Genomic DNA, 25,977 nt, shown 5'->3' on the forward strand with positions numbered 1-25,977 from the left:
TGACGGATTTCGGGTTAACCGAGTGCGTATGCCCCCCTTATGCTGCCAATTTCATCTCAATTTCGTGCCGAAGCTGCAAAAGCAGGGTTGCTGCATCCGCAGCGGGAGCATCGCCCGTTTCCACTTGCATCAGCACCATCAAGTCGGTTGCTTCCATGAGATCGTCGATAAATGCATCTGCCGCCGGGCATCCACTGTCATCCTGGCTGAACAAATCGACCAGATGTTCAACGGCATCTACACATTGCTCAACAACAACCCCTGCCGAGCCAGGCTCAAGCGTCGAAACCGTTGTCGCCAAGCCATCGCCACGACGCCGCAGGAACCTGACGGCATCGGAAAACAGCGCAACATTTTCAACTTTTGAAGGCTCTTCGGGCTTCGCGCTCGTAACCGGCACGGTGATGGGTCGCGAGATCGGTTTTTCGGCCTTTTCAGCTTCGTTTGCGCTGGGTTTTGCCGGAACATTTGCGATCTGATATCCGGCCAGGAACAAATGCGCGCTGTCGAAATCCGCGCGCCGGCCTCGTTCCGCGTGCCGAAGGATCTGAGCACTTAGGGCGCCACCGCCCGAAGCGTGATATATGGACTCATCTACCTGACCGTTCGGCCTATAGGCTTTAATCGCCTGAAGAGTCGCAACGGCGAACAGTGAATGGAATTCTTCGGAAACCACCGTTTCAAGTTCTGCAATTCGTGAAGAAAGAACCTTGTCAGCCGACAGTTTGTCCGCCTTGGTTAGCACCATAAAACCATGGTCTTTCAAGCTGTCTGGAACGCGGGCCCAATGGGCGCGCTCCTCCAGATCGAAGTCTTGCGTGCACCACAATGCAATATCAGTACGCCGGACCGCCCAATCTATGGCAGATTGGAATCCCGATACTGATCCATCCGTTACCACTTCAAGCAGACTGACGCGCTGCAACAACGGCAATGGTGCTTCAACCTTCAAAAATGCCGGTGATCCTTGGCATGCAGCGCCAAAATTCAATCCATCAATGACCGATTTCGTACCATCTGAGCTGATGACAGTAATGCGCTCGCTGGGACCGTATCCTAATTCCAATGTCGGCAACTTCATGTCACGCGGCAGAATACGGCTGCGCACGAACATATTCACCAGTTCCGATTTCCCGCTTCCGGGACGACCCAGCAAAGTAACCCGCACGGGTGACGACAATCGTTTCAGAAGATGCGCCGCATGATCACGCGCGGCAGTCGGCACACTATTGGTGGCAAGTGCGTGACGTAGACGCTCTATGACAGTCAGGTCCTGAGCACTATCCTTCATGCTCCACCATCCGTTGCAAGCCAGCGCCGCCTCAGAAATATCGGCGCTTTCTCACGAGGTGGCGGACTTTGAGGTTGCTCAACCTCGACCTTGGCGTTTGCAGCGGGTATTTCTTCCCCGCTTTCAGGAGCTTGTGGCTTAATTGGGCGCGTGCGCACCTGACGCGGCTTGGGCGATCTTTGCTCAAACTCATGCGTGAAGATATTGGCGTTCGTCTCGGCTGGCAGCCGACTACGGAACTTGATAACCGAAAAACAGATATTGTCCTGTTCGGGGTCATCTAACGTGCGAAGTTCACGCAGCAGGACTTCGGCAATCTGCGACGAGCTTGCCTTGGTATTGTCACGCAGAACGTTCCGAATATGCCGGTTCGATAGAAATTGCAGCCCGTCCGACGCAACAATCAGGATGTCTCCATCGTGCATTTGGAATGGCGTATCCGGGCAATCTATGCGCTCGATCGATTCACCGATCAATACGGATGTCAGTGCATTTCTATCAGGGTGATTGCGCCCAACATCCTCGGACATCATGCCAGAACGCACCATGTAATCGATGTGTGGACCCAACGAGTGGTCTTCGTTCAACTGCCGCAGTTCACCACCGCGATACAAGTAAAGCGGGCTGTCACCGATCGAAATCCAGAAAAGTTTGTCGCGAACAAAAACTGGTGCAACCAGAGTCGCGCCCATACCCGCTGTGTCAGGATTGGTCGATGTATGGGCCGCCATGCAAGCGTTGGCAGAGACAGCCGCACTTTTCAAAACGCCTGCAACGTTTTCGGCAAAATCCGCAACATTGGATGATTGGAATTTCAGCTCGCTGAACACTTCCGTGACGACAATCTTCGACGCCACATCCCCGGCTGCGTGCCCGCCCATGCCATCCGACAATACGGCATAGCCGAACTCCGCACCCATCGGGAAATCGGTCGCAATTGCATCTTCCTGATAATCGCGGCAACCGCGATTTAGTACAGACGCAACGTCAAACTTTATGTTCGGCGACTTGCCCATTACCCAGCTTCATGTCCTTCGGTTTCGGTCGACTTCCAGGTGAAGTCTTCACCACATAGCGACACGAATTTCAGAGAGGTTTCGCCAATCCGAATCTGGTCGCCAGTCGTCATTTCTTCGGTCGACAGCACGGGTGTTCCGTTCAGCCGGACCAGGTTCGATTTTCCTCCATGCCCAAGGAAAAACTTTCCTTGTTCATCATCATAAGCGATGGCGGCATGATTATTGCGCGAAATGGAATTGTCGCCAAAGTTCAAACGCACCGGCTGATCTTCACCACGCCCTATCTGGCTGACACCATTGAATATTGTGAAGCACGAGCCTCGACCCGGACCTTCGATAACAACAATCCACCCGACGGGAAATTGCGTCTGATTGGCTGCGGAAGCGGTCTTTGCAGCCTCAAACACATCAGAAGTTTCATCATCAGGTGTTTGGAAGCCCAATAGGCGTGTCTTCACGCGCCCGCCGGTTCTGCCGCCACCTGCCCGCCCGGTAACGGCTGCTGCAACATTTACAATCGGCTGATCATCGCTTGTATCATGGCTCGCCTCTGGAGCTGGCGCATTTCCGCCTGACATTTCAGCAATTTTGCGACGCACAATCTCGTCTTCATCCGGCGTTTCATCTTCCAGCGGCGCATTGGCAAAAGCCACGGCCTCCGAAACTACTGAACTTGGGACAGGACCATCAAAATCGTCGTCTTGCGACAGGTCATCACTCAGATCCTCGGGGCCTTCCAATTCAGCCGACTGCACTGGCTCTTCAATGCCAGCATCGAAATCATCGCGCTCGTCAACCGCACCAGCTGGTGCGAAATTTTCCTCGCTCAGGATTTCATCGTCATCCTCAGCGAAGCGATTGCTCCAATCTGCCTCATCCTCGACACCTGCGTCGGACTCCGCACCGTTGGCTTCAATCTTATCTTCCTCGACATCGGCGGCGTCACTGATCGTTTCGTCGGCATCGTCGCCGTCAAAACTGTGGTATTCTATGTCATCTTCAACGCCGTCATCATCGTAGTCCGAAGAAAATCCGTCGCCGAAAAAGTTGTCATCGGCAAAATCATCAGCGCTCATGTCTTCTGGCGCATTGGCCAGGCGTTCCGCATTCTCAGCAGCGTCGGCATCAAGGGCCTCAGAAGTCACATTCTCTTCGAGAGATTCTTCACTGGCGGCCGCAAACATCGCAGCATCATCGTCGCTTGTTCCCTGATCCCATTCAGCAGGTTGACTGCGAGGGCGGCTTACAGGTCGTGAAATTGGACGGCTGGTCGACCGGGGTCGCACAACTTTTGCCAGATCATCACGATACGGGCTTTGCTCGTCGGGATCCGCGGTTGGGTCGCGTCCTACTACATGCTTCAGCACGCGGTCTGCCTTGGTAGCAGCGGCCGCAGCCTTAAGATGCGCCATTGCCGAACGGCGACGGCTGCTTTCACTATCGCCAAACTGCGAATTGGTTTCTTGGAGCAAGCGATCTTCTGCCATGTTCTGACCGCCACCAAGATGGTTGCGTGCCAACGCTTTGCGACCAAATTCCTCGTCATCTTCCCAAGATTGCGGCTCGGAAATCTTACGCGGTGCCGAAATTCGGCGTTCATCTTCAGGTTTAATGTGGCTTACAGCGCCGACGGCATCCCGAATTTCACCAACAAGGTGGGCTTTCTCCTCCTGGGCCGCGGCTTCGGCTGCGGCCTCTGCCTCGTCAAACTCGTCATCACCCCAGTCGTCGTCATCTTCGTCCCAGTCGTCGTTATCTTCCCAACCACCGTCACCCCATCCGGCACCTTCGGCTTCTTCCGGCTCTTCCGAGCGTGCGTGCACGGGTTGCGTTTTGTCCGCGAACAACGGCTCATCGTTTTCGTCGGCAAAGCGCGAGCTTGGATTTGGCTTGCCGCTGTCATCAGCCACGGGATCATCCCTGCGACGCAAAGGTTCCACGTCCATATCAAGGTCAATCTTGCCCATCGTCTCTTCCGGATCAGGTTTCTGTGTCATGATTTTGGAGAAAAGTTTCATGTCTATGACCCTTCAGAGATAATCCGACGGCCCGTTTCCGCGGAACGTTCCGCGAAGTAGACCGAAGGGAAGTAGACGACTTAACAATGACCGACGGCGTTTTGGTCCTGATATCTCGTCCTGGTTAATTTTGGCTGCCGAGCGCTGTGCAGCGCTTTCAGCGTTACGGGCCTGTTCCTCTTGGAAGGACAGGTCATCCAGCATGGCCAGCTCATCCAGCGTTTTCTTGCGCTGACGTGCCAGCTCCTCTGCTAGTTTCTGAAGCCGCTGGGCTTCTTTTTTCTCAATTTTCGATTTGGCTTCGTGTTCTTTGATATCTTCTTCAACGGCTTTGTTAGTTTCCTGAACCAGTCGCGAAATCGACAGCTCAATCTGCCGATCCATCTCGGCCTGCTGCATGGCTGCCGAACGCCGACGTTCCGTATCAACCAGTTCAATCCACTCTTTTGCAGATTGAATTCGGTCCGGTGGGAAAACGCTCAGCGCTTTATCCACGGCGTGCAGGAACGCATCCTCGAACTGAGAAAATTTGCCAGTGACAGGGCGATAAGGATCAGGGCGATCTGCCGCAATGGCCGAAACCCGCGCCTGGCTGTCCGGCGGTGCTTCACCGGTCAGAACATGATAGAAAGTCTCGCCAAGCGAGTAGAGATCCGAAGACGCATCCTGGGTAGAACCGGCGATATAAAACTCGTGCGGGCTGTATCCGTCCTTAACAACATGCAACGCCGACAATGCGCGCGATGCCCGTGTTGCCTCTTCCTTGGCAGCACCAAAGTCGATCAGAACCGGGTTGCCCTTACCATCAATCAGGATGTTGTCGGGCGAAATATCACGGTGAAGGACGTCATTCGTATGGATATAGTGAATAGCTTCCAGCACCTTGAGCAGGATGTCTTTCACATCCCGCGGGTGCAACTTCATCCGGGGGTCTTCAATCGTGTCGAGCAGATCACGACCGCGAACAAAATCCAGCGCCATGTAAGCGGTCTGGTTGTCCTCGAAAACCTGGTGGATACCCACGATATGCGGGTGCTGCAATTTTGAAAGGCGGCGCGCTTCAGCACCGAAGTGCTTCACGACCGCATCGAATTCCGGCTGGTGCTGGCGCGACCGCGCCATAACGTTGCCGTCGTTACGGCAGCACATCGAAGACGGGAAACATTCTTTGATAACAACAATCCGGTCCAGACTGTCGCGGGCCAGATAGGTCATGCCGAAACCGCCAGCATTCAGGAACTTTTCAATCCTGAACTGGCCGTGCAGCAACTCCGTGCCGGGCTTTAACGCATCCGCGAAGCTCTCAGAGAGCCCCGGATCGTAATTTTGCTGCCCTGCGTCCATCATACACCCAAGTTGGCGTCGCACTCTTGCCAGGCTTCCCGACGTGTCCTTTGCTTCTGATATGAAGCTACAAAACAGTCACCTGTGCCGTTACGACCCGATCAGAGCTATCGACAGAATTTGCCCATATTGTGGCGTGACTGGGCCATTAGGTATTCAATCCTGCGGCATTTTTGGAATTGTTAACCAATGGGAGACCATATCTAGGGGGTGTTGCCGCCCTAGCTACTAGGATCGGCTGGATTGGCGCGAATGAACGAAAAAGTCATCCAAGCAGCCCCTTTTGCCGGGCGGTAATGACCGATGGGCGCGCATCCATCGCCGCTTTCCAGGCCGCCAAACGCGGATAATCTTCCACATCCACGCCATCTCCTTTCAGGAATTGCACGGCAGGATAAAGCCAACAGTCCGCAAGAGTCAGATCCGGCCCGAACAAAAAGGGCTTTTCAATCTGCGGCTCCAAATATGCACACGACGCGGCCATATTTTCAGTGACCTTCGCCTTCATGTCCGCAAACGAACTCTCCTCAATGGCCCAACGAGGCCCGCGCATCCGATGCGCGTGATTCACATGCATGGTAGACGCAATGTAGTACATCACTTCACGCATCCTTGCTGCTTGCAGTGGGTCGACGGGCACTAATCCAGGTACAACTGTAGCGGCAAGATATTCAAGAATTGCACCTGTTTCGGTGACAATCCCCTCAGGCGTGGCCAAAGCAGGAACTCGGCCCTTCGGGTTCAGAGCAAGATACTGCGGTCTGGTCTGCTCGGCGTTACCAAAGTCAACCGGGAAAGACTCCCAGTGAACACCGCCTTCTTCCAACGCAATGACCGAGGCGGTCGAGATCGTGTTTGCAGCCCAATAGAGTTTCAACATGGAAAGACCTCTTTAGTAATGTGTGCGAAACTCGGTGCGTTCAGGACGGTCCAAGTGTGGAATAGCATTGAAACCCGCCAGAAAGGCTTCATCACCCCTAACTGTCAGCCGATGAATGGACGTATTCCATATGGGCAGCATGATCCGTGACATTTTCATCAGATCAAGATCCAGAATATGGCGAAGAACCATGCCGATCACACCGCCAGAAGTCACGCAAAGCAACTGACGACCGGGAACAGAAGCCTCGATCAGCAAGTCTCTCACACGCGACTCAAATGCGTTGTAGGTTTCCTGCCCTTCTATCTCGGCCTGTTTCCAGGCTGCGAAAACTTTCGGCATGTGATCCGCGAAGTCATCCGGACCCGGCAGCGGTTCACCTTTCACATCATGCATCTGTTGCGATAACGTATAATAGTCGATCTCGTTCAACCGCGCGTCTTCGTCAGCATCCCAGCCCATGCCAGACACCGTCTCTCGATGCCGCCTAAGGGTGCCCGACCATACATGGTCGAATTTGTAGGAATGCTCCCGCATCCAATCGCCCAACATTGCAGCCTGCTGATGCCCTCTGTCACTTAAGCGATCATAGTCAGCCTCAGTTTTTGCTTCAGAATTGGCCTGCCCGTGCCGAACCAGAATTATTTCGCCCATGTTCGCTCCTTGAGCTTCAGGGAATAAAGAAGCTACAGGCGAATGCCAACGCCAGAACGCTGTGGCACCCGAAGGTTTCCGATCCGCGCCAGCTGATTTGGATTCGGCGCAAATAATCAAAGTCGCGTCGTCTTTGGAGCGTTTCCGCCCGCAACGTCATGGTCTAAGATCGTTCCAAAGGGAGCCGCGTTTAATGTCCGACAAAATCCAATTCTCGCTGGATGGCCGCAAGGTCGAGGCAAATGCAGAAGAATCCATCTGGGAAGTCGCCAAGCGCGAAGGAACACTGATCCCGCACCTTTGCCACAAAGACGCGCCCGGCTATCGCTCTGACGGCAACTGCCGCGCCTGCATGGTGTCCATCGACGGCGAGCGCAATCTGGCCGCCTCCTGCATCCGCACACCGACCGAAGGCATGGTGGTTACTTCCGACGGCGCGCGCGAGAAAACGGCCCGCAAAATGGTCATCGAAATGCTGGCTGCCGACCAGCCAGCGCGCGAAAACGCCCACGACAAATCCAGCCACTTCTGGGACATGGCCGAGGCGCAAGGTGTCGAAGACAGCCGCTTTCCCAAAATGGACGAAGGCCACATCCCTCTTTTGGACGACAGCCATGTCGCCATGTCCGTCAACCTGGACGCCTGCATCCAGTGCAATCTCTGCGTCCGCGCCTGCCGCGAAGTGCAGGTTAACGACGTCATCGGCATGGCCGGGCGGGGTCACGACTCCTATCCGGTCTTCGATTTCGACGACCCCATGGGCGCTTCATCCTGCGTCGCTTGCGGCGAATGCGTTCAAGCCTGCCCAACTGGCGCACTCATGCCCGCCACGGTCACCGAAGGCGCAGGCATCGGCGACAGCAAAGACTACGACAGCGAAGTCGACAGCATCTGCCCCTTCTGCGGCGTCGGCTGTCAGGTTTCGCTGAAGGTCAAAGACGGTCAGGTTAAATACGTCGAAGGCATCAACGGCCCCGCCAACGAAGGACGCCTCTGCGTCAAGGGCCGCTTCGGTTTCGACTACATCCACCACCCGCACCGCCTGACAAAACCTCTGATCCGCCGCGAAGATGCGCCTGCCAAAGGCCTGAACGTCGATCCCGGCGATGTCGGCACCCACTTCCGCGAAGCGTCTTGGGACGAAGCAATGGAATTCGCCGCCACGGGCCTGAAAGGCCGCGGTCGCGAAGTCGCAGGGTTCGGCAGCGCCAAATGCACAAATGAAGAAGCCTACCTCTTCCAGAAATTCATCCGTCAGGGCTTTGGCCACAACAACGTCGACCACTGCACACGCCTCTGCCACGCCTCATCCGTGACCGCGCTGATTGAAAACGTCGGCTCCGGCGCTGTGACTGCCACTTTCAACCAAATCGAAAACGCCGATGTCGCTATCGTCATCGGTGCCAACCCGATTGAAAACCACCCCGTCGCGGCGACTTTCTTCAAACAATTCACCAAACGCGGCGGCAAACTGATCGTGATGGACCCGCGCGGCGTCGGCCTGCGCCGCTTCGCAACCCACATGCTGCAATTCCGCCCCGGCGCGGACGTGTCCATGCTGAACGCAATTATGTCGACCATCGTGGAGGAAGGCCTCTACGATCAGCAATACATCGAAGCCTTCACCGAAAACTGGGAAGCCGAAAAAGCCCACCTGAAGGACTTCACACCCGAAAAGATGGAAGGCATCTGCGGCATCCCGGCGGAACAATTGCGCGCCGTCGCCCGTGAATTCGCCGGCGCAAAAGCGGGCATGATCTTCTGGGGCATGGGTGTCAGCCAACACATCCACGGCACGGATAATTCCCGCTGCCTGATCAGCCTTGCCCTGATGTGCGGCCACGTCGGTCGCCCCGGCACCGGTCTTCATCCGCTTCGTGGCCAAAACAACGTCCAGGGCGCATCCGACGCGGGCCTCGTCCCGATGTTCCTGCCCGATTATCAGTCCGTCACCGACGACGGCGTGCGTTCAGCCTTCTCACAGGTCTGGAACTCCGGCGATTGGTCCAGCGAAAAGGGCCTGACCGTGACCGAGATTATGGACGCCGTCCATGAAGACAAGATCAAGGCGATGTATGTCCTTGGCGAGAACCCGGCCATGTCAGACCCCGATGTCGACCACGCCCGCGACGCGCTGGCGAAACTCGATCACTTGGTGGTGCAGGACATCTTCCTGACCGAAACCGCCAACTATGCCGACGTCATCCTGCCCGCCTCGGCGTTCTACGAGAAAGCCGGCACCGTCACCAATACCAATCGCCAGGTCCAGATGGGCCGCCCCGCCGTGTCACCACCCGGCGAAGCGCGCGAAGATTGGGCCATCACTGTTGAGCTGGCCCAGCGCTGCGGCCTCGATTGGTCCTACGACCATCCCTCGGAAGTATTCGCCGAAATGAAGCTGAACATGAACTCGCTCAGCAACATCACCTGGGACCGCCTCGCAAACGAAGGCGCGGTGACCTATCCGTCACTGTCCCCTACGGACCCAGGACAGCCCATCGTTTTCGGCGATGGTTTCCCGCGCCCCGAAGGCCGCGCCAAGTTCACACCCGCCAGCGTCATTGCCCCGGATGAAACGCCTGACGCCGAATATCCGATGATCCTGACCACAGGCCGTCAGCTCGAACACTGGCACACCGGCTCGATGACGCGCCGCTCAAAAGTTCTGGACGCGGTCGAACCCGAAGCCAACTGCTCGCTCCACCCCGGCACACTGCGCCAGCTTGGCGTCGAGCCCGGCGAAATGGTCGAACTCACAACCCGTCGCGGCTCGATCCAACTCATGGCGCGCGCCGACCGGGCGATTGCGCCGGATATGGTCTTCGTGCCCTTCACCTATGTCGAAGCCGCCGCCAATATCCTGACGAACCCGGCGATTGACCCCTACGGCAAAATCCCCGAATTCAAATTCGCAGCTGTCAGAATCGAGAAAGCGAAAGACCAGATCGCGGCTGAATAGTTCAGTCACCAGTATTGGACTCACCCATGGACGACCCAACAGTCAGCCCACTCTTTGCAGATCCCAATCTGGCCGCATTCTATGACAGCGCGCAGACTTCGCGCCACGACTTCGACTATTGCCGGGACCTCGCATCAAACGCCCGATCCGTCCTCGATCTCGGATGCGGCACAGGTGCATTCGCATGCTCAATCGCGGACACGCGTCGCGTCGTCGGTGTGGAGCCTGCCTCCGGAATGCTGGACATCGCGCGCCAAAGACCAAGCGCAGACAAAGTCACGTGGCACCAAGGCAGCGCCGAGACCATGCGACTGGACGAAACATTCGACCTGATCGTCCTGACCGGACACACGTTTCAGGTATTCCTCACACGCGACCAACAATTGAATTGCCTGCACACAATCCGTGCTCACCTGTCCGAAAACGGCACGTTCATATTCGACACTCGAAATCCCGAGTATCCAGGGTCTAAAGAGCGCTCAAAATCTCAAACCCTCTCTACCGGACACCACCCGGAACTGGGCGCATTCGAAAAGTGGAATTCCTCCAAATATGACGAAGAGAGCGGCATTCTGACCTACACCAACGGTTATCGAATTCTCAAAACGGGCAATACCCACGCCGCCGAAGCTCGAATTCGGTATTCATCTTTGTCCGAGATAAGCGATCTGATGAAAGACGCAGGACTAAGCGTGCAGCAATGGCTTGGCGACTGGCAGGGCGGGCCTTTTACGCAAAATTCGCCGGAAATAATCCCGGTCGGTCACATCGCAACGTAGGGATACGCATCAAAGCTGCGGCTCGGGATCATCCTCACCCGCAGCTCGGTTCCATTGAATAAGATGCTCCGGCACCCCGGCCCGCACGGTCACCACATCACCCATCAAAGGCCAGCTGACCTTCGAAGGCTTTCGGGGCGCTTTCGCTGCGTCCAGCTCCAGCGAAAGCGGAAAATCTGCGGTAAAATCACTCATAGGTCCAAACTACATCGCCAGGGCCGCCACACCTAATCACATTTGCAACAAGACCAGACCACCCACTTCAACTTGTCAAAAATACGCACCTGCGCCGACGCAGTCGGCGCGCGGATCGACGCGCCAAAGGCGCGGCGACTTTACCCTTCAAATGTCATCAACGTCACAAATGTATCGCCGTATTTACGACTATCCTGAACCGAAAACCCGTCCGGGGCGTCCTGCGGTGACGCCTTTTCCCAGACAACAAGCGCGTCGGTGGCAATCCATCCACCGGCAACAGCCGCCTCCAGCGCCTTGATGCCCAGGTCCTTGCCATAAGGCGGGTCAAGAAACACCAAAGAAGCAGACCTGTCTGCCGCGCCCAGCCGAACCGCGTCCTGTCGAATGACGCGCACAAAATCTTGCGCTTTCGCCCGCCCAATATTGTTCGCCAACAACCGCGAAGACACTCGCCCGTTGTCCACGAATGTCACGAACTCAGCCCCCCGGCTCAGGGCCTCAAGCCCCAACGCCCCGGTCCCGGCAAACAGATCCAAAACGCAAGCGTCGGCAATCGGATCCCCATAACCCCCATTGACCAGTAAGTTGAAAATCGACTCCCGCACCCGGTCGGTGGTGGGTCTCAGATGCGCGCCAGAATCTCCTTTGCCAACTGATGCCAACCCAAGACCCCGCATCCGTCCGCCGATGATCCTCACGCCTTCAACAGTGCTTTCAAATCCGTATCAGGATTAGAGATGGCACCAGCATCCGGGCTTCTACCAGCCTCGATCAAACGCTTGCCAACCATATAGTCGCGCGGCGCATTCAATGCATCCACTGCCAGCAACTTGTCGCCTTGATAATACCAGAAGCTTCGTGAGCCCTCGCCGGTCCGGGTCACGACATGATCATAGCCCGTATTCAGGCCCGCGATCTGCAATTTCAGATCATACTGATCCGACCAAAACCAGGGCTTGGGATCGTAAGCTGTATTTGCCCCCAACATATTGGCGGCCACCGCTTCAGCCTGATCAATGGCGTTTTGGACAGATTCCAATCGCATCCGCACGCCTCGGAACGGAAAACAGGCGCAATCGCCAGCGGCCCAGACAGTCGGAGTTGATGTCTGGCCAAACTCATCTACCGCAATCCCGTTGTCGCAGGTAATCCCAGCCGCTTCGGCCAAAGCCACGTCCGGGCGAATACCCGTACCCACAATAGCGAAATCGACCTCAATCTCTGTCCCATCACTCAGAACCGCACCCGTGATGCGCCCGTCATGGCCAACCAGCTCTTTCAACCCAACACCTTCACGGATGGTCACACCATGTTCCAGATGCACCGCCCGAACGGCATCCGCCGTCTCAGGCGAAGCGACACGCCCCAGAATGCGCTCGGCCATTTCAACAACGGTGACAGCCACGCCCAATTTCGTCGCAACTGCCGCAGCTTCCAGTCCGATATAGCCGCCGCCAATCACCAAGGCCCGTGCACCTTCGCGAAATTCAGGTTCCATCCGGTCCACGTCTGCCAGGGATCGAACAGTATAAACTCCGTCAAGATCACCCCCGACAGCCGCAGGCAATTGGTTCGGCACAGACCCCGTGGTCAATGCGAGATGGTCGTAGGTCAGCGTCTCACCATCGACCACCAGAGACTGCGATGCCGTATCAATCTCAGACACAACCTTACCCAATCTGAGCGTAATATTCTGATCGGCGTAAAAACTCTCGGGCCTCAAATACAGGCGCTCTTCCGCCATCTCACCCAAAAGGTAAGCCTTCGATAAAGGTGGTCGCTGATAGGGTGGAACAGGTTCCCCGCAGATCAGAGTCACAGCACCCTCATAGCCGAGGTTGCGCAATTTCGCTGCCATCGAAGACCCAGCCTGTCCGCCGCCGACAATTACTACTCCACTCATCCCGTCTTCCTCTGGCCCTCGCGCCTCGGCGCGTTATATCCATATACATTAACATTGACCCCAAGCATCGAGGCCATGCAATGACAATCGCTGTCGGAGACAGAATTCCATCTGCCCACGTACTTCAAATGGGCTCAAACGGTCCTGAAAGCATCGATGTGGCCGATCACATTGCTGGCAAGAAAGTTGTGATCTTCGCATTGCCAGGCGCTTATACCTCGACCTGCACCAACGCGCACATGCCTAGTTTCATACGCACTTTTGATGCTTTTCGCGAAAAGGGCATCGACGAGATAATCTGCGTCAGCGTGAACGATGTTTTCGTCTCCGACCATTGGGGCGAAAGCACTGGGGCAAAGACCAAGGGCATTACCATGTTTGCGGACTGGAACAGCGCCTTTGGTCAGGCCATCGGATTGACGTTCGATGCACCGGCAGTGGGTTACATCCAGCGAATCGTGCGTTCGGCGATGGTGATTAACGACGGTGTTGTCGAGGTGCTTCAGATTGAGGAGTCCCGCGGCGAATGCATCATGACTGCAGGCGAAACGCTGTTGGAAATGGTTTGATCCAACGGCCGGGCCTTTGGCCCGACACGGCGCCTAGTATGCGAGGGGTGCTTCGCCCCCTCGCGCTCCCCCGAGAGTATTTTAACCAGAAAGAATGTCTCAGACGTCGTGTCGCAGAACGGTTTGGGTTGGGAATGGGATGTCTATTCCTCCAGCGTCAAACGCTTCTTTGACCTTGCGCTTCATATCGGCCTGATACTGGAAAAAATCAGCCGATGATACCCAGCACCGCACCAGAAAATCTACCGAGAAGTCACCAAGATTGTTTACTTGCAAGAACGGTTCAGGGTCATTCAGCGACCGCGGGTCGTTGAAGACAACGTCACGTATGATGGCCTCGGCTTTCGCCAAATCTGCGCCATATCCAACACCGAAAATCCATTCCGCGCGCCGCGTGTCATAAACAGAGTAATTGGTGATCGTGTTGGACCAGATCTCGGTGTTTGGCATGATGATTTTCACGTTGTCCAACGTCGCCAACTCGGTCGTAAAGATCGAAATGTCTTTGACCGTGCCCATGGTGCCGTTCACTTCAATGAAATCGCCCAGTTTGATCGGGCGAAACACCACAATCATGACGCCCGACGCAACACCGCCAAGAACCCCCTGCAAAGCCAGACCAATGGCCAGGCCAGCAGCACCCAAAAGGGCCACCAGAGACGTTGTCTGAAACCCGAAATTCTGAAGAACAAATATGATCGTAAGCGCCAGGACGCCATAGCGGGCAATATTGCCCAGAAAACGGCCCATGGTATTGTCGAAATGCTCGGATTTCTCGGAAATTCTGACAATACGGCGTTTCAGAAACCCAGCCAGAAACGAACCGACGATCAGAATTACCGCCGCCAAAACGACATTTCCAACAGCATTCAAAATGAATTCGACAGAAAGGTATGCACCGATTGTGGTGCCGCCAATCTCAAAGTTCAGAATTGACGAGAGAATATCCATCAGACCGCCTTATCCATCTTGTCCGCCAGCTTCACATCGAGCGCCGACAAACCATTCACATCATGGGTCGTCAAGGTGACTTCGACGCGGTTGTAGACATTGAACCATTCAGGATGGTGATTCATCTTCTCTGCTTCAATCGCCATACGGGTCATCCACCCAAATGCCTGCGCGAAATTTCGGAACTTGAACGTTTTTTGGACCGCGTCTCGACCATCGATCAACACCCAACCCGTTTCCGCAAGTCGCGAAAGGGTCTCGCTGCGCTCAGACTCACCTAATTTGTCTGTCATTCCGGTTCCTCGGTTATTTTTCGAAACGGTCCGTAACTGGTCAGCACTTCGATATCATCTTCCACGGCCTTCCGCTCTGCCTCAAGATACTCCGAAACGGCATTCGAAAACCCATCGTCCGCGATCCAATGCAAGGAATGACATTCCACGGGCAAATAGCCCCGCGCCAGTTTGTGTTCACCCTGCGCGCCCGCCTCGACCGAGGTCATACCTTTGGCAATCGCATAGTCAATTGCCTGATAATAGCACAGCTCGAAATGCAGGCAGGGGTGGTGTTCAATGGCACCCCAGTAACGACCAAAGAGCGTGTCCCGACCAATAAAGTTCAATGCGCCCGCAACCGGCTGGTCATCTCGCAAGGCCAGAACCAGCAGTATTTCATCACGCAGCTCCGCCTGTGCGATATCGAAAAATGCGCGCGTCAGGTAAGGGGTTCCCCATTTTCGTGCACCTGTGTCCTGATAAAAATGCCAGAAGGCATCCCAATGTTCGGGCTCAATCGCGTCCCCGGTCAATTGGATGATGTCGCCACCAAAGCACTGCGCCGTGTGCCGCTCTTTGCGAATTGTCTTGCGCTTGCGTGATGAAAGCTGGCCCAGGAAAGCATCGAATGCCGAATAACCGCCATTTGCCCAATGGTATTGTTGGGTCACCCGATGCAACAAGCCCATTTCGGCCCCGCGGCCTGCCTCTTCTTCAGTACAGAACGTGGCGTGCAGCGAACTCAACTGGTTTTCCATTTCGATGTGCAAAGCGCCGTGGACGAGCGCCTGAAGCCCCCGATCTTCAAACCCCGGTCGCGTCAGAAAACGGCGTCCCGTTGCCGGAGTGAATGGTACCGCCAGCTGTAGTTTGGGATAGTAGCGCCCACCTGCACGTTCCCATGCATGGGCCCAGTTGTGGTCAAAGATGTATTCGCCCTGACTATGACCCTTGGCATAAAGCGGGGCAACGGCGATCACCTCGCCCGCCTGCCGTGCCACCAGATACTGTGGCTGCCAACCTGTTCCGTGACCCACGGATCCGCTGTCTTCCAGGGCCTTCAGAAACCGATGTGTTGTAAAGGGATCAATAGGTCGTCCGCCATCCCCAGTTTCTGGGCTGGCGCAAGCGTCCCAAATTTCGGGCGCGATATCGGCAAGGGTGCCGAGAACGGATATCTCGATGTCGTCTGTGGTCATCGCCATGTGCCCGGGAGTTCAAGCGTAACGTGGCATGAAACACGGGCATTTCAAGCGCTTCTTCAGGGCAAGTATCCCTCAAAGGTTATGTTATCTGCAAAAAGCAGTGCTTCGTCGGCTTGATCCTGTGACCGCACAGTCCAGCAAAGAATATCCGCGCCTTTGGATTTCAATTCACCAACGCGCGGTCGGTCCAGATCATGCACACTGTGGCTGATGAAACAGGCCCCAACCCGCTCGTAGTCCGGAATCTCGCGCAAACGGGCAAGAACCGGCGCCGGAACAGGCCAGCCATCTTCCGGGAAACTCTCGGTCACCAACCCCCTTGGGACATGTGGAAGCGTCTTTTGAAATTCGGCTGCAGAATGGGGATTGAAAGACATGACTGCGACATCGCCCCGATACGCAGCCAAAACACGCGCAACATCCGCTTCAAGAGGGCCGACATTTGGGCCAAGTGCAAAGTCCTGATCTTTGATCTCGACCAGAACCGGAACCTGCCCGTTCACGCGCCGCAAGAACTCTTCCAGTGTTGGGATACCCTCTTTCCCGCCCTTCAGGCGGATACCTGATAGTTCTGATGCCGAACGAGCATGAAACGCCCCGGTTTCATCGGTCACGCGATCAAGTTCATAGTCGTGAAAGACCATCGCCCGACCATCCGATGAAACCTGAACATCCAACTCAATGCCAAATCCGCCCTGGATGGCCGCGCGTGCCGCCTCGAACGAATTTTCAGGCCGGCCTTCGCTGATGTCGTGAAGACCACGATGCGCGATGGGGCGGTCCAGAAAACTCGCTGGCAAGGCATTGGTCATGCGATTTCGAAGATGCCTTCGATCTCAACAGCCACGCCAAATGGAAGTGACGCTGCACTGACAGCCGAGCGAGCGTGACGACCCGCATCCCCCAAAACGGCAACCATCAGGTTAGAAGCGCCATTGATAACAGCTGGTTGATCGGTGAAATCCTGCGTCGAATTTACGAACCCGACCAACTTCACCACGCGCTTCAAACGCGAGATATCGCCGCCACAAGCAGATTTTGCCTGTGCCAACAAAGAAAGCGCGCAAAGCTCGGCACATTTCACACCGTCTTCAACGCTCATGTCCGCGCCCAATTTGCCTTTGACGAAACCGTTTTCATCCATGGAAACTTGGCCAGACACATACAAAGCATTGCCTGTGATCACAAAAGGAACATAGTTTGCTCCTGGCGCGGGCGCGTCAGGCAGGCTTAGGCCCAGATTTGCAAGATTTTGGTCAAATTCAGTGGTCATTAAAGGGTCCTCATTGGTGGCAGGGTGCGCTCATATTATCGCAATTGGAATCGTTATGCGCATGATTTCGCCCAGACGCGGATGACAGGCAACACCTAACGTGCAATTCAACAAAATTGCGCAAAGTTAGTCTGTTCTTCACTGCCAAACAGCCTATGTAGGACGAACTTGACGCGTTATAGAAGTGACGAAACAGGTATTTTGCTGTGGCTGCCTTAGTAGTAAATAGATGGATTACGCCCCTATTTGTTGGGCTTTTGGTTTTGTCGGGATGTTCGGTCCCGAATGAACCTACAGACGTGCACGACCCATACGAATCGGTCAATCGCGTGACACATAACTTCAATACAGCCGCGGATCGCGTCATATTGCGCCCGGCCAGTCAGGTGTACGGTCATGTTGTGCCGAATCCCGTTCGCAGTTCTTTGGATAATGCCGCCGGAAACCTGGGTCTGCCCGCCTCTGCTTTAAACAAGGCGTTGCAAGGCAAGCTTGAAGATGCCGTCCACAATGTCGCGCGCTTCATGGTGAATACGACGCTAGGCGTGTTCGGCCTCTTCGATCCGGCACAGGATTTCGGTCTGGAAGCTCGTGACTCCAATTTCGGCGAAACTCTGTCCGTTTGGGGTGCCGAGGAAGGGGCCTACCAGGTCCTGCCCTTGATCGGACCATCAACCGAACGCGACACGGCCGGACTTGTCGTGGACATAATCACCAATCCAATTGGTGTCATGTTCGGCCCAGATGTCGAGGATGCCGATACCGGCCTTTTCGTGACCGAAACACTGAATTATCGGTACGAATTTGCAGGCACGATCGACAGCATTCTCTACGACAGCGCCGATAGTTATTCACAACTTCGCATTTTCTATTTGGATTCCCGCCGCTTCGCGGTGGGCACCGATGGTGAAGAAATCGCCATCGACCCTTATGAGGACCTTTATGATGACTTCCTTCAAGAGTAACCTCGCGCGCCGCCATGTAATTATTGGTGGCCTTTCCACGCTTTCCTTGACGGCATTTCGTCCAGGCGCGGCGCTCGCCCTCTCCGAGGATGAAGCCCGCAAACTGATCGACAAGGCCGTGACAGAGATCAATTCCGTCATCAACTCAGGCAAGTCCGAAAGCGCCATTCTCAGGGATTTCGAGGGAATATTCCGGCGTTACGCCGATGTGCCGAATATTGCGCGTTCAGCTTTGGGTCCGCCAGCCCGCAGTGCCTCCAAAAGCCAGATGTCAAAGTTTTCAGAAGCATTCGTGGGCTACTTGTCGCGCAAATATGGCAAACGCTTCCGCGAATTTGAAGGCAGCGAAATTCGCGTCACTGGCGCACGGGCCGTAAAAAGTTTCCAGGAAGTCAAAGCTGTCGCTCAACTGCGCGGCCAGTCACCGTTCGACGTCAGTTTCATGGTCTATGACAGATCCGGCAAGGACCTGTTCTTTGATCTACTGATCGAAGGGATCAGCCTGCTGAAATCAGAACGCGCCGAAATCGGTGCCATGCTGGATAAGCAACGCGGCGATCTGGACGCATTGATCAAAGTCCTAGCAAAGGCTGGTTAATAAAGCGCGCCTGTCGGCGGGCAAGATATGCTTTATCAAGGGGCGCTGCCCCTCGGCCCATCCTGGACCTCACCCCGAAGTATTTGTGAACAAGAGAAGCCAAAAAACGCTAATCCAGCTTGCCCGTCGTCATGTGTCGTTTGCGACCAAATCCCGGAACCCGAGAAACCGTGAATCCCGCATTACTTAAAGCGCGCCGCACCGCGCCCGCAGCGGTATAAGTCGCAAAAGTTCCGCCTGGCTTCGTGTGGCGCGCAACCTCGGCCATAAGGCCCGCCTCCCACAATTCAGGATTTCGGGTGGGTGCAAAACCATCCAGATACCAAGCATCAGCGCGGCCTTGCCAGGCAGGCAACAGAACCCGCGCATCCCCCTCAACTATGGTCAGCTTCAAATCGCCAGTGACAGCCACATCTTCCAATTCCGGCACAACCTCACGCACCTCGTCAAACTGATGCAACGCGCGGGCGCGATCACTCGCCTTCATTGGATAAAGTTCGAATGCTGTGTAGTGTAACACCCCTCTTATGCCACTTCTTCGCCATGCCAAAAGCGTTGCCAGACAATTCAGCCCGGTGCCAAATCCCAACTCCGCAACATGGAACCCGTCGGCAGACCGTTCCGGTAAATCGTTGCCAGACAAATACACATGCCGGGTCTCAGCCAACCCGTCATGGATCGAGTAATACGGATCATCAAACCGATCCGACACGGGCACATCCTCGCGCCAACTGATCTCAGCACGCTGGCTGCCTGAAGGGGATTGGTCTAAGTGTTTGCTCAACATCCGGCGAAACCTGACAAGGAGCTATCGGTTTGGCAATGCCCGATCTGACCGTCTGCGGCGCAGGCGTTTTTGGCCTGTCCGTCGCCTGGGTTGCCCTTCAGCGTGGCGCAACTGTGCGTGTCGTCGACCCCAATGGTGCGGGCAGCGGTGCCTCAGGTGGAATCGTAGGCGCACTGCAACCACACACACCGGACCAATGGAATGAAAAGAAACAATTTCAATTGGATAGCCTGCTCGTGTCGCAAAGTTATTGGCAAGGAATTCAAGCTACTTCCGGCATTCCCACCGGGTATAGACGGTGCGGCCGCCTGCAACCCATCCAGACCGAACGCGGCATTGCTCTCGCCCGCGCACGGACCGGGGACGCGGAGCAAAACTGGCAGCACAACGCCAATTGGCAGGTGATTGACCAGAATGGGATCAAGGGTTGGTTTCCGCCATCGCCCACAAATCTGTACATTTCAGACGATCTGTCCGCGATACTGAACCCCCGCCAAGCTGTTCAAAGCCTGGCCGCAGCTCTCAGGGCGCGCGGCGTAGACATTGACCCCGGTGCACCGGACAAAACCGGCGCGACTGTCTGGGCCACAGGTTGGGAAGGGCTGATGGACCTCTCCCGGCAACTGAACCAGCCCGTCGGCAACGGCGTCAAAGGCCAGGCCGCACTCTTAAAACACGACGCCTCCAACCAACCGCAGCTTTTCGCCGACGGCCTCCACATCATTGGGCATACAGATGGAACCACGGCCATCGGCTCCACCTCAGAACGAGAGTTCACCAATCCCACCGAAACTGACCAGCAGGTCGACGATTTGATAACGCGCGCCACCGAAATGATCCCGGCCCTAAAAGGCGCGCGCGTGCTGGCGCGTTGGGCCGGCGTGCGCCCACGCGCCACGTCGCGCGCACCGCTTCTTGGTCCCCACCCCACAGACAAAGACCACTTTATCGCCAACGGCGGCTTTAAAATTGGCTTTGGCATCGCCCCAAAAGTTGCCGAGACCATGTGCGACCTGATCCTCGAAGGCAAAGACCAAATACCAGCCAGCTTCCACACCAGCACACTGGCTTCTTCTGTTTAGAAATACTTCGGGGGAAGGGGTCGCAGACCCCGGGGGCAGCGCCCCAAACCAAGGAATCGCTTGCGCGCCGCATAACAACAGATCAGCCCGCAACCGCCTCCATACAAATGCGCCTCCGCGGTCCCTCTACCCAATACCGCGTGCCTGATCGACACAACCAGGCGACATCTCCCACAAGCAGGGGCGCCGTCGCCCGAAATGAAAAGCTCGCCAAACCGCCAAGCACACTCTCGGCAAAAAGCGCCAGATGCGTTGCCAACAAGGGTCCATGAACCACCACCCCGCCATATCCTTCTTCCCGGCAGTAGTCGGCGTCGTAGTGAATGCGATGCGCATTGAACGTCAGTGCCGAATACCGAAACAGTGACACGGCACTCAACTTCAATGCACGACGCTCGTCTGCCTCGGCAGTTTCAACCGGCGGCTCCACCGCACCCGCGCCCGCTTCGCGATAAACAATGTCCTGATCTTCACTGACAACAAGCGCACCGCGTTGCTTGATGTCATGGCGCAAAGTGACGAAACCCAGCTTTCCGCTGCGCCCCTCTTTGCGCGTAACATTCACCAAGCGCGACACCCGTTCTCCAGCAACACCTGCCCGAAACGGCGCATGAAATTTCAGTCGCCCGCCCACATACGCACAGGCAACCCAAGGTCCGGGATAAGACCGCCAAGCCTCTCGTGCCCGTCGCGACCCAATCCATCTTCGGCGGCGGGGTCCCAAAAATATGCAAGATGCGCCAACGGCGGCAAGACAGCCCCAACGCCAACCGCGCAATCCACGCCCAAAGCAGCCCGCAGCGCGTCCGCGCGCGCGGGGTCAATCTTGTCCGTCAATCGGTGTGTGGTATCGCCGCCATTCATCGGCGCGACGCTAGAAGTCGCACCACGATTCGGCAACCGAGCATCAGCGGCGCGCCGCTTCTTCTCGCAGAGCGTCCATCAATGTCTCAACCTGCGTCTGTATCCGCTCAGGAATCAACCGCCCGTCCTCGTCAAACTGATTGCGCGCCGAAGCGACAAGCACTTCCATGCTCAACAGTCGCGCACGAAACGATGTCATCGCCAGCCGCAGCGCATAATTCGCCCGCGCTCCACCGGACCGGCCCGAGGCTGCAGACATCAAAGCGACGGGCTTCCCGGCCCAGGGTTTCCCCTCCACACGCGACACCCAGTCCAACGCGTTCTTCAACACTCCCGACAGCGATTGATTATACTCCGGCGTCGAGATTACGACCGCTTCGGCATCGACAATTTGATCGGCCAACACCTGCACCGGCCCCGGTATGCCCTCCGCGTCCTGCAAATCGCCGTCAAAAAGCGGAAACCGCAAATCCGCTTCAACGTATTCTCCGCCAAAGACGCGCCCAGCTTCGCGGCCCAACAGAGTATTCGTCGCTCCCTGCCGCAGTGAACCGGAAATCCCTAAAATCATAACAAATCCCTACGCATTGGACGTTTCAGAACTGACCTATCACGCCTGCTGCGCCGAACAACCTACGCCCATGCACAGAGCCTGTGATACTGCCCAGGTCGCAATATCTTGTGGATAACTGCCTATTGGCCCACTCCCCATTGCGTCTGACATTGACTCCGCCCGCAACGCCGTCGAAACTCGGCACTCGGAATCAGTGACCGTTGGACCCAGCGCCCTTGCAATTTTCGCGCCTTAAACTGAATGGCTTCAAAAGCTTCGTCGATCCGACGGATCTGATCATCGCGGATGGTCTGACCGGCGTTGTCGGCCCCAATGGCTGCGGCAAATCCAATTTGCTCGAGGCGTTACGCTGGGTCATGGGCGAAAACCGGCCCACCGCCATGCGGGGCGGCGGCATGGAAGACGTGATTTTCGCTGGTGCAGCGACCCGTCCGGCCCGTAATTTCGCCGAAGTCGGGCTGATGATCGACAATTCCGACCGTCTTGCACCAACAGGTTTCAACGACAACGACGCGCTTGAGATTATCCGACGTATCACCCGCGACGCTGGCTCGGCCTACAAGGTCAACACCAAGGACGTCCGCGCCCGCGATGTGCAAATGTTGTTCGCGGATGCGTCAACCGGCGCGCATTCCCCGGCCCTTGTGCGTCAGGGCCAGATTTCCGAGCTGATCAACGCCAAACCCAAGGCCCGACGTCGCATTCTGGAAGAAGCCGCAGGCATTTCCGGCCTCTACCAACGTCGCCACGAAGCCGAATTGAAGCTGAAAGGCGCTGAAACCAACCTCGCCCGCGTCGATGACGTGATCGAACAACTCGCCAGCCAATTGGCCTCGCTCGCGCGGCAGGCTCGTCAGGCCAAACGCTATCGCGAGATTGGCACGCAACTTCGCCACGCCGAGGGCCTTCTCCTCTATCTGAAATGGCGTGAAGCCGAGACCGCCCGCACATCTGCAGAAGCAGATCTCGCCGAAAAAACCCGCGCCACTGCCGAAGCCGAACGCCTCGCCCGCGCAGCAACTGGTAATCGCACCAAAGCGGAAGAGGCCCTGCCGCCCCTACGCGAAGAAGAGGCGATTGCCGCAGCCCTTTTGAACCGCATCCAGGTGCAAATCGCCCAGTTGGACGAAGACGAGACCCGCGCCACCCGCGCCATCGAAACCCTTGAAGCCCGCATCGCCCAACTGACCGCCGATGCCGATCGTGAAGGCGCGTTGAATGCAGACGCAGGCGATACACTCAAACGCCTGAAAGAGGAGGCTGCCGAACTCGAAGCCGCTTCCGAAGGGTTCGAAGCCGCCCTCGAAGAGGCCTCCGAAGCCGCCCGCGACGCTGCTAAAGTTCTGCAAAACCGCGAGAACGATCTCTCGACCCTGACCGAAGACGTCGCCCGCCTCGCCGCCCGCCACCAATCGGCCCAGCGCCTGTTGGACGACGCTCAGACCACCCTGACGCGCAGCGAAGCCGCCGAGGAAAAGGCCCGCACCGAAGCCGCCGCCTTCGAACACGACCTGACCACCAGCGCCGCCGCTTTCGCCACGTCCGAAACCGCGCTGGCCACCGCAACCGAAGCCGCAACCGCCGCTGAAGCCGCGCTTGTCACTGTCGATGACGCCCGCGAAGCCGCCCAAGTGCGCGAGGCCGAAGCCTGCGCCGAACGCTCCTCTGCCGAAGGCGAAGTCGCCGCCCTTCAAGCGGAAGTCGCCGCACTTCCCCGCCTGGTTGGCCGCGATACTGCCGAAGGCGGTCAGGTTATGGACCTGCTAAGTGTAAAGTCCGGCTACGAAAAAGCCCTTGGCGCAGCTCTCGCTGACGACTTGCGCGCGCCCGCCATCGAAGATGACGGCGCATCCGGCTGGGCCTCGCTTCCGGGCTATTCGAAACCCCAGGCGCTTCCTGGCAAAGTCGCCGCGCTCACCAATTACGTGACCGTCCCCCAAGTCCTCGCCCGCCGCCTCTCTCAAGTCGGCCTCGTCGACAAAAAAGACGGCCCCACCCTGCAATCCGATCTTCTGCCCGGCCAACGCCTCGTCTCTGCCGAAGGCGACCTCTGGCGCTGGGACGGGTTCCGCGCCGGGTCAGGCGATGCTCCCTCTGCCGCGGCCCTCCGCCTCGAACAACTGAACCGCCTCGAAACCCTAAAGCACGATCTGGAAGGCTCCACCGCCCGATCCGACGGTGCCGCCCGCGCCCATGACCACCTGAAAACCGAACTGGAAAGCCTCGCCACCAGCGTTACTGAAGCCCGCGATGCCCGCCGCGCTGCCGATCACGGTCTTGCCGAAGCCAACCGCGCTCTCAGCCGCGCCGAGGCTGATCGCAATATCGCAGCCGGGAAACGCGAAGCTGCCGAATTGGCCGTCAGCCGCCACGGCGACGAAGCCACCTCCGCCCGACAACGCCTTGGCGAAGCCGAAGCCGCGCTGGCTGGTCTGGATGACCTCGACACCCTGCGCGCCACTGCCGAAGACCTGAAAGTCACGGTCGAAGCCGCGCGCATGACCATGATGGCCCGCCGCTCGGCCCATGATAAGCTGAAACGCGAAGGCGAAGCCCGCACCAAACGCCAGGCCGCCATCGAACGCGAAAGCGAAACCTGGTCAAAGCGGCTGGAAAACGCTGGCACCCGCATCGCCGAACTGGCCAGCCGCCGCACCGAAGCCGAAGCCGAACTTGAAGAGGCCAAATCCGCCCCCGCCCGCATCGCCGCCAGCCGCGAAACCCTTGCCGACACCCTGGCCGACGCCGAAGATCGCCGCCGCAAAGCATCCGACGCGCTAGCCATCGCCGAAACGGCAGAGCGTGACGCCAAGGTGGCCGAGCGTGACACAGAACGCAGCGCCTCGGACGCCCGCGAACATCGCGCAGCCGCCCAGGCCCGCACCGAAGCCGCGCGCGAAACCGTTACCCAAGCCGCCGATCGGATCGCAGAAGAACAGGAAACCACACCCGAAAAGCTGCTGGAAACTCTGGAAGCCGACCCGGAAAAGCTCCCGTCAGCCGAGAGAATCGACGCCGAGGTCATGCGCCTGCGCCGTGGCAGGGACGCCCTGGGTGCAGTTAACTTGCGCGCCGAGGAAGATGCCAAGGAAGTCAGTGAAGAGCACGACACGCTGGTCACCGAAAAGACCGATCTGGAAGAGGCGATCCGCGCCCTCAGAAACGGCATCGCCAGCCTCAACAAAGAAGGCCGCGAACGTCTGTTGACCGCATTCGAACAGGTCAATTCCAACTTCTCTTTGCTGTTCACCCATCTTTTCGGCGGCGGCGAAGCCAAACTGCTGCTGGTCGAAAGCGACGATCCGCTGGATGCTGGCCTCGAAATTATGTGCCAGCCCCCCGGAAAAAAGCTCTCGACCCTCTCGCTCCTCTCCGGCGGCGAGCAAACCCTGACCGCACTGGCTCTGATATTCGCAGTCTTCCTCGCCAACCCGGCCCCGATCTGTGTGCTGGACGAGGTCGATGCACCCCTGGACGACGCCAACGTCACCCGGTTCTGTGATCTTCTCGACGAAATGTGCCGCCGCACCGACACCCGCTTCCTGATCATCACCCACCACGCAGTAACCATGGCTCGCATGGACCGCCTGTTTGGGGTCACGATGTCCGAACAAGGCGTCAGCCAGCTGGTTTCCGTTGATCTGAAGCGCGCAGAAGCCATGGTCGCTTGAGCCGGATAATGTTTCACAGGCGAAACAAATGTGCGCCAAGCCATTGAAGTAAATGACCGTTATGGTGTTGTTAACAAAGGGTAAATTAAAAACTTCCCAACAACCTAGAGTCGCTCCC

Annotated in this window: 23 protein-coding genes and 1 pseudogene; 7 read left to right on the forward strand and 17 right to left on the reverse strand. The window is 56.9% G+C overall.

The window, feature by feature from the left end; genetic code table 11:
- Positions 1 to 37: 37 nt before the first annotated feature.
- The 6 genes from GKR98_09100 to GKR98_09125 all read right to left on the reverse strand — a co-directional run bounded on the left by GKR98_09100 (position 38) and on the right by GKR98_09125 (position 7,206).
- Positions 38 to 1,291, reverse strand: coding sequence for a hypothetical protein (locus tag GKR98_09100; protein QMU58337.1), 1,254 nt, complete (start codon positions 1,289 to 1,291; stop codon positions 38 to 40).
- Positions 1,288 to 2,307: a SpoIIE family protein phosphatase gene (locus tag GKR98_09105; GenBank protein QMU58338.1), complete on the reverse strand. Its 1,020-nt coding sequence runs from the start codon at positions 2,305 to 2,307 to the stop codon at positions 1,288 to 1,290. The genes GKR98_09100 and GKR98_09105 overlap by 4 nt, the downstream gene beginning before the upstream one ends.
- Positions 2,307 to 2,888: an FHA domain-containing protein gene (locus GKR98_09110; GenBank protein QMU60040.1), complete on the reverse strand. Its 582-nt coding sequence runs from the start codon at positions 2,886 to 2,888 to the stop codon at positions 2,307 to 2,309. Before GKR98_09110 ends, GKR98_09105 begins: the two co-directional genes overlap by 1 nt.
- A gap of 1,452 nt (positions 2,889 to 4,340) precedes the next feature.
- The gene (locus tag GKR98_09115) at positions 4,341 to 5,672 is read right to left on the reverse strand and encodes a protein kinase (protein ID QMU60041.1); all 1,332 of its coding nucleotides are present in this window, start codon (positions 5,670 to 5,672) and stop codon (positions 4,341 to 4,343) included.
- 265 nt (positions 5,673 to 5,937) lie between these two features.
- Positions 5,938 to 6,549: a glutathione S-transferase gene (locus tag GKR98_09120; protein ID QMU60042.1), complete on the reverse strand. Its 612-nt coding sequence runs from the start codon at positions 6,547 to 6,549 to the stop codon at positions 5,938 to 5,940.
- Between the two features lie 15 nt (positions 6,550 to 6,564).
- Positions 6,565 to 7,206 (reverse strand): histidine phosphatase family protein, encoded by a 642-nt coding sequence (locus GKR98_09125; GenBank protein QMU58339.1) that lies wholly within the window; start codon positions 7,204 to 7,206, stop codon positions 6,565 to 6,567.
- 193 nt (positions 7,207 to 7,399) lie between these two features.
- Between GKR98_09125 and GKR98_09130 the strand changes: the two genes are divergently transcribed.
- Positions 7,400 to 10,165, forward strand: coding sequence for a formate dehydrogenase subunit alpha (locus tag GKR98_09130; protein QMU58340.1), 2,766 nt, complete (start codon positions 7,400 to 7,402; stop codon positions 10,163 to 10,165).
- Between the two features lie 26 nt (positions 10,166 to 10,191).
- Positions 10,192 to 10,944 carry a methyltransferase domain-containing protein gene (locus GKR98_09135; protein QMU58341.1) on the forward strand — a complete coding sequence of 251 codons (753 nt, stop codon included), beginning with the start codon at positions 10,192 to 10,194 and terminating at the stop codon, positions 10,942 to 10,944.
- 9 nt (positions 10,945 to 10,953) lie between these two features.
- Here GKR98_09135 and GKR98_09140 read toward each other — a convergent pair whose 3' ends face one another.
- From GKR98_09140 to GKR98_09150, 3 genes are all read right to left on the reverse strand, one after another.
- Positions 10,954 to 11,139, reverse strand: coding sequence for a hypothetical protein (locus GKR98_09140; GenBank protein QMU58342.1), 186 nt, complete (start codon positions 11,137 to 11,139; stop codon positions 10,954 to 10,956).
- Between the two features lie 140 nt (positions 11,140 to 11,279).
- A complete protein-coding gene (rsmD, locus tag GKR98_09145; protein QMU58343.1) occupies positions 11,280 to 11,840 on the reverse strand; it encodes a 16S rRNA (guanine(966)-N(2))-methyltransferase RsmD in 561 nt (186 codons plus the stop codon).
- Positions 11,837 to 13,045, reverse strand: coding sequence for an NAD(P)-binding protein (locus GKR98_09150; protein ID QMU58344.1), 1,209 nt, complete (start codon positions 13,043 to 13,045; stop codon positions 11,837 to 11,839). Before GKR98_09150 ends, rsmD begins: the two co-directional genes overlap by 4 nt.
- 80 nt (positions 13,046 to 13,125) lie before the next feature.
- Here GKR98_09150 and GKR98_09155 point away from each other — a divergent pair, with 80 nt between their 5' ends.
- Complete coding sequence (locus GKR98_09155) at positions 13,126 to 13,614, forward strand: redoxin family protein (protein ID QMU58345.1); 489 nt, start codon at positions 13,126 to 13,128, stop codon at positions 13,612 to 13,614.
- Positions 13,615 to 13,713: 99 nt separating this feature from the next.
- On the opposite strand, the gene GKR98_09160 is transcribed toward GKR98_09155, so the two are convergent.
- The 5 genes from GKR98_09160 to GKR98_09180 form a co-directional block, all read right to left on the reverse strand.
- Positions 13,714 to 14,565 (reverse strand): mechanosensitive ion channel, encoded by an 852-nt coding sequence (locus GKR98_09160; GenBank protein ID QMU58346.1) that lies wholly within the window; start codon positions 14,563 to 14,565, stop codon positions 13,714 to 13,716.
- Complete coding sequence (locus GKR98_09165; protein QMU58347.1) at positions 14,565 to 14,858, reverse strand: 4a-hydroxytetrahydrobiopterin dehydratase; 294 nt, start codon at positions 14,856 to 14,858, stop codon at positions 14,565 to 14,567. The genes GKR98_09160 and GKR98_09165 overlap by 1 nt, the downstream gene beginning before the upstream one ends.
- Positions 14,855 to 16,039: a GNAT family N-acetyltransferase gene (locus GKR98_09170; GenBank protein ID QMU60043.1), complete on the reverse strand. Its 1,185-nt coding sequence runs from the start codon at positions 16,037 to 16,039 to the stop codon at positions 14,855 to 14,857. Before GKR98_09170 ends, GKR98_09165 begins: the two co-directional genes overlap by 4 nt.
- Before the next feature lie 62 nt (positions 16,040 to 16,101).
- The gene (locus GKR98_09175; protein QMU58348.1) at positions 16,102 to 16,857 is read right to left on the reverse strand and encodes a phosphodiesterase; all 756 of its coding nucleotides are present in this window, start codon (positions 16,855 to 16,857) and stop codon (positions 16,102 to 16,104) included.
- A complete protein-coding gene (locus GKR98_09180; GenBank protein ID QMU58349.1) occupies positions 16,854 to 17,318 on the reverse strand; it encodes a RidA family protein in 465 nt (154 codons plus the stop codon). Before GKR98_09180 ends, GKR98_09175 begins: the two co-directional genes overlap by 4 nt.
- 206 nt (positions 17,319 to 17,524) lie before the next feature.
- On the opposite strand from GKR98_09180, the gene GKR98_09185 reads away from it, so the two are divergent.
- Entirely contained in the window at positions 17,525 to 18,283 is a 759-nt protein-coding gene (locus GKR98_09185; protein ID QMU58350.1) for a VacJ family lipoprotein, read from the forward strand.
- Positions 18,261 to 18,881: an ABC transporter substrate-binding protein gene (locus GKR98_09190; GenBank protein ID QMU58351.1), complete on the forward strand. Its 621-nt coding sequence runs from the start codon at positions 18,261 to 18,263 to the stop codon at positions 18,879 to 18,881. The genes GKR98_09185 and GKR98_09190 overlap by 23 nt, the downstream gene beginning before the upstream one ends.
- Positions 18,882 to 18,990: 109 nt before the next feature.
- Here the strand turns inward: GKR98_09190 and mnmD are convergent, their stop codons facing one another.
- On the reverse strand, positions 18,991 to 19,668 hold the full coding sequence (mnmD, locus tag GKR98_09195) for a tRNA (5-methylaminomethyl-2-thiouridine)(34)-methyltransferase MnmD (GenBank protein ID QMU58352.1): 678 nt from the start codon (positions 19,666 to 19,668) through the stop codon (positions 18,991 to 18,993).
- Positions 19,669 to 19,697: 29 nt separating this feature from the next.
- Here mnmD and GKR98_09200 point away from each other — a divergent pair, with 29 nt between their 5' ends.
- On the forward strand, positions 19,698 to 20,750 hold the full coding sequence (locus GKR98_09200) for an FAD-dependent oxidoreductase (protein QMU58353.1): 1,053 nt from the start codon (positions 19,698 to 19,700) through the stop codon (positions 20,748 to 20,750).
- Positions 20,751 to 20,832: 82 nt separating this feature from the next.
- Here the strand turns inward: GKR98_09200 and GKR98_09205 are convergent.
- Both GKR98_09205 and GKR98_09210 read right to left on the reverse strand, forming a co-directional pair.
- A pseudogene (locus GKR98_09205) lies at positions 20,833 to 21,614 on the reverse strand (acyl dehydratase).
- Positions 21,615 to 21,657: 43 nt separating this feature from the next.
- Positions 21,658 to 22,185: an NADPH-dependent FMN reductase gene (locus GKR98_09210; GenBank protein ID QMU58354.1), complete on the reverse strand. Its 528-nt coding sequence runs from the start codon at positions 22,183 to 22,185 to the stop codon at positions 21,658 to 21,660.
- A 218-nt stretch (positions 22,186 to 22,403) separates the two neighbouring features.
- Between GKR98_09210 and smc the strand changes: the two genes are divergently transcribed.
- Positions 22,404 to 25,859: a chromosome segregation protein SMC gene (gene smc, locus GKR98_09215; protein QMU58355.1), complete on the forward strand. Its 3,456-nt coding sequence runs from the start codon at positions 22,404 to 22,406 to the stop codon at positions 25,857 to 25,859.
- Positions 25,860 to 25,977 lie beyond the last annotated feature (118 nt).

This window comes from Boseongicola sp. (assembly GCA_014075275.1).
Taxonomy (GTDB): domain Bacteria; phylum Pseudomonadota; class Alphaproteobacteria; order Rhodobacterales; family Rhodobacteraceae.